Annotated in this window: 7 protein-coding genes and 1 pseudogene; all 8 read right to left on the bottom strand. The window is 67.6% G+C overall.

The window, feature by feature from the left end; translation table 11 throughout:
- A pseudogene (locus tag VE172_RS18725) lies at positions 1-210 on the bottom strand (DUF3566 domain-containing protein); the annotation flags it as partial.
- A gap of 5 nt (positions 211-215) precedes the next feature.
- Positions 216-2,630, bottom strand: a complete 2,415-nt coding sequence (gyrA, locus tag VE172_RS18720) for a DNA gyrase subunit A (RefSeq protein WP_349258454.1) — start codon at positions 2,628-2,630, stop codon at positions 216-218.
- 134 nt (positions 2,631-2,764) lie between these two features.
- Positions 2,765-4,729, bottom strand: coding sequence for a DNA topoisomerase (ATP-hydrolyzing) subunit B (gyrB, locus tag VE172_RS18715; RefSeq protein WP_324803485.1), 1,965 nt, complete (start codon positions 4,727-4,729; stop codon positions 2,765-2,767).
- Positions 4,730-4,949: 220 nt separating this feature from the next.
- Positions 4,950-5,378, bottom strand: coding sequence for a DciA family protein (locus tag VE172_RS18710; RefSeq protein WP_324803484.1), 429 nt, complete (start codon positions 5,376-5,378; stop codon positions 4,950-4,952).
- Positions 5,368-6,504 carry a DNA replication/repair protein RecF gene (recF, locus tag VE172_RS18705; protein WP_324803483.1) on the bottom strand — a complete coding sequence of 379 codons (1,137 nt, stop codon included), beginning with the start codon at positions 6,502-6,504 and terminating at the stop codon, positions 5,368-5,370. The genes VE172_RS18710 and recF overlap by 11 nt, the downstream gene beginning before the upstream one ends.
- Before the next feature lie 54 nt (positions 6,505-6,558).
- Entirely contained in the window at positions 6,559-7,437 is an 879-nt protein-coding gene (gnd, locus tag VE172_RS18700) for a phosphogluconate dehydrogenase (NAD(+)-dependent, decarboxylating) (protein ID WP_324803482.1), read from the bottom strand.
- Between the two features lie 31 nt (positions 7,438-7,468).
- Complete coding sequence (gene dnaN / locus VE172_RS18695) at positions 7,469-8,611, bottom strand: DNA polymerase III subunit beta (protein ID WP_324803481.1); 1,143 nt, start codon at positions 8,609-8,611, stop codon at positions 7,469-7,471.
- A 453-nt stretch (positions 8,612-9,064) separates the two neighbouring features.
- Positions 9,065-10,407: chromosomal replication initiator protein DnaA (dnaA, locus tag VE172_RS18690; RefSeq protein ID WP_324803480.1), on the bottom strand; the 1,343-nt coding region annotated here is incomplete at its 5' end.

Genomic DNA, 10,407 nt, shown 5'->3' with positions numbered 1-10,407 from the left:
CGCGCGGGCGGCCCGGACCGCGTCGGCGACGCGGGCGGGGCCCTGGGTGGCGCCGGTGTTGATCGCGTCCGGCGAGGTGGGCGGGGCCGTCATCCCGGGCGGCCGGGTGTAGCTGGTGGTGCCGCCTTGGGTGGGCGTGGTGGTCGCCGGGTTGTCACCGGCGACCGCGGCACGCGCCGTTGAAGCCCCGCCTGCCTGCGCATCGGTCATGTGTCTCAGTCCTGTTCGTCTGGGTCATCGGCGCTTCGTGCCACCGCCTGAAGTGACACGCCATCTGGCAGGTTAATCAGCTTGACACCCATCGTGTTGCGATCGGACGTCCGACGCACCGGTTTCACCGGTGTCCGGATCACCCCTCCCTCCGATGTGATGGCGAAAAGTTCGTCATCGGGTGTCACCGACAGTGCGCCAATGAGGTTGCCCCGCCTGTCGGTAATCTTAGCGGTGAGCACTCCCTTACCGCCGCGTCCTTGCTGGGGATATTCCTCCACTGGTGTGCGTTTCGCGTAGCCGCCGCTGGTGGCCACCAGGATGTCGACACCGTTGCGGACGACCTCCATGGTGAGCAATTCGTCGGCTCCGACGAACCTCATGCCTATCACGCCGGATGTCGCGCGCCCCATGGGGCGTAGCGATTCGTCGGTGGCCTGGAAGCGGATCGCCTGGGCGTGTTTGGACACCAACAGCAGGTCGTCGTCGGGCGTGACCAACGCCGCGCCGACCAGCTCGTCGCCGTCGCGCAGGTTGACGCCGATCACGCCGCCGGAGCGCGGCGAGTCGAACTCTGTGAGTTTCGTCTTCTTCACCAGACCGCGGCGGGTCGCCAGCACCAGATACGGCGCGACGTCGTAGCCGCTGATCTGCATCACCTGGGCGATCTGCTCGTCGGGCTGGAAGGCCAGCAGGTTGGCCACGTGCTGGCCGCGCGCGGTGCGGCTGGCCTCGGGCAGCTCGTAGGCCTTGGCGCGGTAGACGCGGCCCTTGTTGGTGAAGAACAGCAGCCAGTCGTGTGTGGAGCACACGAAGAAGTGGCTGATCAGGTCGTCCTGCTTCAGCTGGGCGCCCGCCACGCCCTTGCCGCCGCGCTTTTGCGAGCGGTAGGCGTCGACCTTGGTGCGCTTGGCGTAGCCGCCGCGCGTGATGGTGGCGACGATGTCCTCGCGGGCGATCAGGTCCTCTATGGCCACGTCGCCCTCGAAGGGGACGATGTTGGTGCGGCGTTCATCGCCCCACTTGTCCACGATGGCGCGCAGCTCGTCCTTGATGATCTGGCGCTGCCGTTCCGGCTTGGCGAGGATGTCCTCCAGGTCGGCGATGCGGGCCTCGATGTCGGTCAGCTCGTCGACGATCTTCTGGCGCTCCAACGCGGCCAGGCGGCGCAGCTGCATGTCGAGGATGGCGGTGGCCTGCACCTCGTCCACGTCGAGCAGCCGCATCAGGCCGGCCTTGGACTCCTCGGCCGAGGGCGAGCGCCGGATCAGGGCGATCACCTCGTCCAGGTGGTCCAGGGCCTTGGCGAGTCCGCGCAGGATGTGGGCGCGTTCCTCGGCCTTGCGGAGCCGGAACTTGGTGCGCCGGACGATGACCTCGATCTGGTGCGCGGTGTAGTGCCGCACGAACTGAGCCAGGTTGAGGGTGCGCGGCACGCCGTCCACCAGCGCCAGCATGTTGGCGCCGAAGGTGTCCTGCAGCTGGGTGTGCTTGTAGAGGTTGTTCAGCACCACCTTGGCGACGGCGTCGCGCTTCAGCACCAGGATCAGCCGCATGCCGGTGCGGCCGGAGGACTCGTCGCGGATGTCGGCGATGCCGTTGAGCTTGCCGTCCTTGACCAGCTCCGCGACCCGCTCGGCGAGGTTGTCGGGGTTGACCTGGTACGGCAGCTGGGACACCACCAGGTTGGTGCGACCCTTGCGGTCCTCCTCGACCTCGATGATGGCGCGCACCCGGATGGCGCCGCGGCCGGTGCGGTAGGCGTCCTCGATGGCCTGGCGGCCCAGGATGGCGGCGCCGGTGGGGAAGTCGGGGCCTTTGACGATCTTAATGAGCGCGTCGAGGGTGGTCTCCTCGTCGGCCTCGGTGTTGTCGAGGCACCAGTAGACGGCCTCGGCGATCTCGCGCAGGTTGTGCGGCGGGATCTTGGTGGCCATGCCGACCGCGATGCCCTCGGAGCCGTTCACCAACAGGTTGGGGATCCGGGCGGGCAGCACGGCGGGCTCGGTGGTCTTGCCGTCGTAGTTGGGTCCGAAGTCGACGGAGTCCTCGTCGATGTCCCGCAGCATCTCCATGGCCAGCGGGTCCATCCGGCACTCGGTGTACCGCGGGGCGGCGGCCGGGTCGTTGCCGGGCGAGCCGAAGTTGCCCTGGCCGTCGACGAGCGGGTAGCGCAGCGACCAGGGCTGCGCCATGCGCACTAGCGCGTCGTAGATCGGAGCGTCGCCGTGCGGGTGGTACTGCCCCATGACGTCGCCGATGACGCGGGAGCACTTGACATAAGCCCGGTCGGGACGATAACCGCCGTCGTACATTCCGTAAAGGATCTTGCGGTGCACGGGCTTGAGGCCGTCGCGGACGTCCGGCAGGGCACGTCCGACGATCACGCTCATCGCGTAGTCGACATAGGACTGCTGCATCGCCACTTCGACGCCGACGGGCTCGATTCGGCCGGCGTGGACCTCGGGCACATCGACTTCGGGCTGGTTTGGATCGCTCACCGAAGGTTTACCTCTCCCCTGGCAGATTTACGTGGACGAAGAACGGATGGGCGTCAGATGTCAAGGAACCGGACGTCCTTGGCATTGCGCTGGATGAACTGGCGGCGGGATTCCACGTCCTCACCCATGAGGACGCTGAACAGCTCGTCGGCGGTTGCCGCGTCGTCGAGGGTCACACGCAGCAGCGCGCGGGTGGCCGGGTTCATGGTGGTCTCCCACAGCTCGGTGTAGTTCATCTCGCCGAGACCCTTGTAGCGCTGGATGCCCTCGTGCTTGTTGGGGTCCGGCTTGCCGGCGGCGACACCGGCCTCGATCAGGCCGTCGCGCTCGCGGTCGGAGAAGGCGTACTCGAAGACGTCGCCCTTGCGGTTCCACTTGATCTTGTACAGCGGCGGCTGCGACAGGAAGACATGGCCCATCTCCACCAGCGGACGCATGAACCTGAACAGCAGCGTCAGCAGCAGGGTGTTGATGTGGTGTCCGTCCACATCGGCGTCGGACATCAGGATGATCTTGCCGTAGCGCAGCTTCTCGATGTCGAAGTCGTCGTGGATGCCGGTGCCCAGCGCGGTGATCATCGACTGCACCTCGTTGTTCTTGAGGATCTTGTCGATGCGCGCCTTCTCGACATTGAGGATCTTGCCCCGGATCGGCAGGATCGCCTGGGTCCGGGGGTCGCGGCCCTGCTTCGCGGAGCCGCCGGCCGAGTCGCCCTCGACCACGAAGATCTCGGACTCGCGCGGGTCGGTGGACTGGCAGTCGGCCAGCTTGCCCGGCATCGAGGAGGTCTCCAGCAGCGACTTGCGGCGCGCCAGCTTGCGGGCCTGCGCCGCGGCCTTGCGGGCCTGCGCCGCGGCCGAGGCCTTGGTGATGATGATCTTGGCCTCGGAGGGGTTGCGGTCGAACCAGTCGACCAGCCACTCGTTGCAGACCTTCTGGACGAAGCTCTTCACCTCGGTGTTGCCCAGCTTGGTCTTCGTCTGGCCCTCGAACTGCGGCTCGGTGAGCTTCACCGACACGATGGCCGCCAGGCCCTCGCGGATGTCGTCGCCCGACAGCCGGTCGGCGCCCTTCAGCAGCTTCTTGTCGGTGCCGTACTTGTTGACGCAGCTGGTCAACGCGGCCCGGAAGCCCTCCTCGTGGGTGCCGCCCTCGTGGGTGTTGATCATGTTGGCGAACGTGAACACGCTCTCGCCGTACGACTCGTTCCACTGCATGGCGACCTCGAGGCTCTGGTTGTCCTCGGTCGCCTCGAACATCACCACGGTCTTGTGCAGCGGGTTCTTGGTGGCGTTGAGATGCCGGACGAAGTCGGCGATGCCCTCGTCGTACCGGAAGGTCACGTCGCGCGGCTTGGTGTCCTCTTCGGACTCCGGGCGGGGGCGCTCGTCGTGCAGCACGATCTTCAGGCCCTTGTTGAGGAAGGCCCGCTCCTGCAGCCGCCGGTAGATGGTCTCGAAGTTGAACTCGACGGTCTCGAAGATGGTGTCGTCCGGCCAGAAGGTCAGCGCCGTACCGGTCTTGCCGGTCTTCTCGCCCTTTTCGAGCGGGCCGGGCACCGAGTTCTTATACGACTGTCGCCAGACGAAGCCGCTCTTTTCGATCTCGACGTCGATCTGTGTGGACAGCGCGTTGACCACGGAGACGCCGACGCCGTGCAGACCGCCGGAAACCTGATAGGACTTGGAGTCGAACTTGCCTCCGGCGTGCAGCACGGTCAGCGCCACCTCGACGCCGGGCTTCTTCAACTTGGGGTGAAGGTCGACGGGGAAACCGCGTCCGTTGTCGATCACCCGCACGCCGCCGTCGCGCAGGATCGTGACGTCGATCGTGTCGCAGAACCCGGCGAGGGCCTCGTCGACGGCGTTGTCGACGACCTCCCACACGAGGTGGTGCAGGCCGCGTTCCCCCGTCGAACCGATATACATGCCGGGTCGCTTGCGGACCGCCTCGAGACCCTCGAGGACGGTCAGCGACCCGGCGTTGTAATCGTCTGCTTTTTTCGCCGCTGCCACCAACTACTCCTTGTTCATTGACGTTTCGAGCACGCACCGGGCCGGGCGTGAGAATCAGGATTCCAGCCGCGCCTACCCGGCGGTACCGCTCAAGCTTACTGGGCGACCCCGACACAATCGCATCCAGCGCCCCTTAAGCCGCACCACAGTTCTTCCGGGCCGGTCCGTGTACACCCCCTCGCGGGTGCGGACCGTTCATCTGTTATACGCCGTTGTCGCCGGTTTATTGACGAAACCGGACCCGGCGTGGTCCGGTGACGTACGACGGTTGGGACGGTCCGTTGATCCGCACCCGGGTCACCATGTCGGGCCCGACTCCGCTCGACAGCCGCTGCAGGATCTGCGTCTTGAACAAGCGCAGTTGCGTGGCCCAGGCCGCCGACTCGGCCTCGATGATCAACTCGCCCTTGTCGCACGACACCGGGCGGCAGTGGGCGGCGATCTCCGGGCCGACCAGTTCCCCCCAGCGCGCGAAGATCCCGGCCTGCGCGGTGTTGCGCCGCCAGCCCCGGTCGCGCACCAGTTTCCCCAACACGTCGCCGATGCGTTGCGGGTCGCGGGCGTCGGGGCCCGGCCCCGACCAGGTCGCCTCCCCCCGGCGCGCGGGGGAGCGGCGGCGGCGCCTCGGCGCGGCGCGATCGTCAAACGACACGGTTCACCTCCCCATCGTGGACGTCGAAACGCGCTCCATCCAAACTGGATGGTATGTCATCGGCCACGGCGCAGGTGACCAACACCTGCGGCGCGGCGGCCACCAGCTCCGCCAGCCGGTCCCGGCGCCCGGAATCCAGCTCGGCGAAGACGTCGTCGAGGATCAGCACCGGCGCGGTCCCGTTGTCCCGCAACAGCTCCGCGGCGCCCAACCGCAGCGCCAGCGCGTACGACCAGGACTCGCCGTGGCTGGCGTACCCCTTGGCGGGCAGCTCTCCCAGCCGCAGCTCCAGGTCGTCGCGATGCGGACCGACCACGGTGGTGCCGCGCTCCACCTCGCGGGAACGGGCCGCCGCCAGCGCCGCCGACAGCCGCGCCCCCAACAGGTCGCGGTCGGCGGCCAGCGGCTCGGATTCGGCCAGCGCGCTGCGATAGTTCAACTGTGGACGGCCGCGCCCGGCGCTCACCGCGTCGTACGCCTTGACCACGTAGGGGGCCAGGTCCTCCACCAGGGCCAGCCTCCCTGCCAGCAGGTCCGCGCCGTGCTCGGCGAGGTGGGCGTCCCAGATGTCCAGGGTGTGGAGGTCGGTGTTCCCGCGCCCGCCGGTCTTGCGCGCCAGGAATGCGGTACGCAGCAAGGCATTGCGTTGCTTGACCACCCGGTCGTAGTCCGCCCGCACGCCGGCGAAGCGGGGGTGGCGGGCGGTGAGCAGCTCGTCCAGCATGCGGCGGCGCTGTTCCGGGTCGCCGCGGACCAGGTTGAGGTCCTCGGGCGCGAAGCTCACCGCCTTCAACGCGCCGATCAGGTCGCGGGCGCGCGGCAGGTTGGCGCGGTTCAGCTTGGCGCGGTTGGCCTTGCCGGGCGTGATCGCCAGCTCGGCCAGCAGCTCCCGTCTCTCGTGGACGACGGCGGCCCGCACGGTGGCGGCGGCCGCTCCGGTGCGCACCAGGGGCGCGTCGGTGGCCACCCGGTGGCTGGAACCCGTCGCCAGGTACACCAACGCCTCCACCAGATTGGTCTTGCCGTGGCCGTTGGAACCCACGAAGACGCACTGCCCCTCGGGCAGCGTCACGTCGACGTGCGCGTAGGAACGGAAGTCGGTGAGTTCCAGGCGCCGTACGTGCACGGTGCACCCGCCCTTCCGACGTCGGATTTCCTTATCGAAGAATAGCCACGCTGGTCAGTCTTCCGGCTTGACCGCGTGCCCCCCGAACTGGTTGCGCAGCGCGGCGATCGCCTTCATGGCGGGGGAGTCGTCCTGCCGCGAGGCGAAGCGGGCGAACAGCGAGGCGGTGATCGCCTCCAGCGGAACGGCCAGCCGGATCGCCTCCTCGACGGTCCAGCGGCCCTCGCCGGAGTCGGTGGCGTAGCCCGACAGCTTCTCCAGCTCGGGGTCGTCGTCCAGGGCCCGGTCCATCAGGTCCAGCAGCCAGGAGCGGATCACGGTGCCCTCGCGCCAGGACTTGAAGACCGCGGGGACGTCGGTGACGTGCTCGCTGGCGCGCAGCAGTTCGTAGCCCTCGGCGTATGCCTGCATCAGCCCGTATTCGATGCCATTGTGGACCATTTTCGCGTAGTGGCCCGCGCCCACGCCACCGGCGTGGACGAAGCCGAACTCGCCCGGAGGCTTCAGCGCGTCGAAGATCGGCATCAGGGCCTCGACGTGCTTGGCGTCCCCGCCGACCATGAGCGCGTAGCCGTTCTTCAGACCCCACACGCCGCCGGACACGCCGGCGTCGACGTAGCCGACCCCCGTGCCCGCCAGGAGTTCGGCGTGCTCGGCGTCGTCGCTGAAGCGGGAGTTTCCGCCGTCGACCACGACGTCGCCGGCGTCCAGCAGCTCGCCGAGCCGGGCCACGGTCTGGCGGGTCGGGTCGCCCGAGGGCACCATGATCCACACCGCGCGGGGCGCCTCCAGCCGTGACACCATGGCCTCGAGGCTGTCGACGTCGGCCAGGTCGGGGTTCATGTCGTAGCCGACGACCTCGTGGCCCGCATCGCGCAGCCGGGTGCGCATGTTGCCGCCCATCTTGCCCAGGCCGATGATCCCCAGTTGCATCGAATGCTCCTTCACGCTCGTGTCATGGTGATTAGCCGTCGTAGCGCAAGGGCTGCAACAGATGCCGGTATCCGCTGTAGTCGCCCTCGTCGTCTTCGGACATCTTGTCGCCGGTCAGGGTGACGGGCTTACCGGACCCGGCGAATGAGAACACCGCCACCGGGGCCGACACCGCGGAAAGGCCGTCCAGAAGGTACTGCGGGTTGAAGGCGACCTTGGTGGCCTCGCCGGTGTACTGGCAGTCCAGACCCTCCGACGCCTTCGCGTCCTCGGCGCCGCCGGCCTCCACCACCAGGCCGTCGTCGTCGAAGCTGAGCCGCAGCTGCGAGTTGCGCTCGGCCACCAGGGAAACCCGGCGCGCCACGGCGCCGATCTCGGCGGTGTTGACGCGCAGTTCCGACGAGAAGCTCGACGGGATCAGGGAACGCAGAGGCGGCAGCTGGCCGTCGAGCACCCGGCTGGTGGTGCGGCGGCCGTCGGCGGCGAAACCCACCATGCCGACCCCGCCGGATTCGCTGTCGGGCAGCGCGATGGTGACCTCGCCGCCCCGGCTCCCCAGCGCCTTGGCCGTGTCCGACAGCGCCTTGGCCGGGATCAGGGTGGTCACGTTGATGTCGCCGTTTTCCGGCCGCCAGTCCAGATCGCGGATCGCCATCCGGTAGCGGTCGGTGGCCATCAGGGCCAGCCCGCTGCCGTTGAACTCCAACTGAACGCCGGTCATGGTCGGCAGGGTGTCGTCCCGTCCGGCGGCGACGGCGGTCTGCGCGACCGCGGCGGCGAATGCCGCGGCGTCAACGGTTCCGGCGGACGAGGGCATGTCGGGCAGCGCCGGGTAGTCCTCGACGGGCATGGTCGGAAGGGTGAAGCGGGCGCTGCCACAGGTCAGCTCGACGTGGCTTCCCTCGGCGGCCAGGTCGACCGGCTTGGCGGGCAGGGCCTTGACGATCTCGGCGAGCAGCTTGCCGGAAACCAGGGCGCTGCCGGAGGAGTCGGCGGACACGTCCAGCGTCACCTGGCTGGACACCTCGTAGTCGAAGCCCGAGATGGTGAGCCGGCCGTCCTCCACGGTCAGCAGAGCTCCGGCCAACACCGGCACCGACGGTCGTACCGGCAGGCTCTTGGCGGTCCAGGCGACGGCGTCTGCGAGCGCGTCGCGATCGACTCGAAGCTTCATGGGTTTCTCCTTCGCGTCCCCTCGGTGAGGTGACCATGCTGCCATGAACCCGATCGGGGCGGACGACCGATCCGGGTTTTGCGGCGCCCGGTTTCGGCCCGAACGAAGGGCGAGAGTTTTCCACACCGCTACTAACAGATGTTGTTCTTAGGAGATAAATACCGTAGTCGTATTGAGTGCTGTGGAAACTGTGGATTACGGCCGTTTTCGCTGGTGGCAATGGAAGTGCACATGTGGAGAAGATGTGGAGACCGGTGTGGAGAAACCCGGGGTTATCCACACATCCACAGCCGGAGGGATTTTCTCCACAGCTATTCACAGATCGGTCCACAGGTTATACACAGATTGTCCACAAGTGGTGTGGACGAACGAAAATGACTGTCCACAGGATATCCACACGCCCTCCACAGATTTTCCCCTGTCTTCCACAGGTTTCCCACAGAGTTGTCCACATCAGCTGTGGATAAGAAAGTGGAAAAAATCTTGAGAAGTGGCTAAACGGCCCTGCTGTTTCAGCTTGTTGGTGAGCTCGGCGATCTGGTTGTACAGCGAGCGCTTCTCCGCCATCTGCTTGCGAATCTTGCGATCGGCGTACATGACGGTGGTGTGGTCGCGGCCGCCGAACGCCTGGCCGATGCGGGGAAGCGACAGGTCGGTGAGCTCGCGGCACAGGTACATGGCGACCTGGCGGGCGTTGGCCAGCACCCGGGAACGCGAGTGCCCCCGCAGATCGTTGTCGCTGACGCCGAAGTACTCGGCGGTGGCGGCCATGATGTCCTCGGTGGTGATGTCGGGGCTCTCGCCCTCCGGGATGAAGTCGCGCAGCACCTCCTGGGACAGCGCGAGATCCGCCGGGCGCCGGGTGAGGTTCGCGTAGGCGGTCACCCGGATCAGCGCGCCCTCCAGCTCCCGGATCGAGTGGTTGATCCGCGAAGCGATGAACTCCAGGGCCTCCGGCGACGCGTCGAGGCGCTCCTGGGCCGCCTTCTTCTGGAGGATCGCGATCCGGGTCTCCAGGTCGGGCGGCTGGATGTCGGCCAGCAGGCCCCACTCGAACCGCGTCCGCAGTCGATCCTCCAGAGTGGACAACTGCTTCGGCGAGCGGTCGGACGTGATCACCAACTGCTTGTTGGAGTTGTGGAGGGTGTTGAAGGTATGGAAGAACTCCTCCTGGGTGCGCTCGGCGCGCTCCAGGAACTGGATGTCGTCGATCAGTAGGATGTCGACGTCGCGATAGCGCCGCTGGAACGCCTGGCGCTTGTCGTCACGCAGCGAGTTGATGAAGTCATTGGTGAACTCCTCCGTCGACACGTACCGCACCGAACTGGCGTTGCCGAGGCTCTGGGCGTAGTGGCCGATGGCGTGCAACAGGTGGGTCTTGCCCAGCCCGGAACCCCCGTAGATGAACAGCGGGTTGTACGCCTTGGCGGGGGACTCCGAGACCGCCACCGCCGCGGCGTGGGCGAAGCGGTTGGACGAGCCGATGACGAAGGTGTCGAAGCTGTACTTCGGGTTCAGCCGGTTGGGGGAGGTCGGCTGCGGGGCCGGGGCGGGACGTGGCTCGGAACGGAACACCCCGGTGCGCTCCGGCGCGGGGTCGGTGGCCGGGGGCGGCGCGACCGTGGGGCGCGGCTGCGCGGGGGGCAGGTGGCTGGCGCGGTGCTGATATTCCTCGGCGGGCTTCGGCTCGGGCTCGGGGTGCAGCGCGGCGGTGTCGAAGAGAGTAGGTGCGTTGGACGGGGGCAGCGGCTCGGTGCGCGGCGCCGGGGCCGGCGAGGGGGCCGGTTGCGGCGGCA

Source organism: Stackebrandtia sp. (assembly GCF_035643755.1).
Taxonomy (GTDB): domain Bacteria; phylum Actinomycetota; class Actinomycetes; order Mycobacteriales; family Micromonosporaceae; genus Stackebrandtia.
This window is presented reverse-complemented; position numbering and strand designations above follow the sequence as displayed.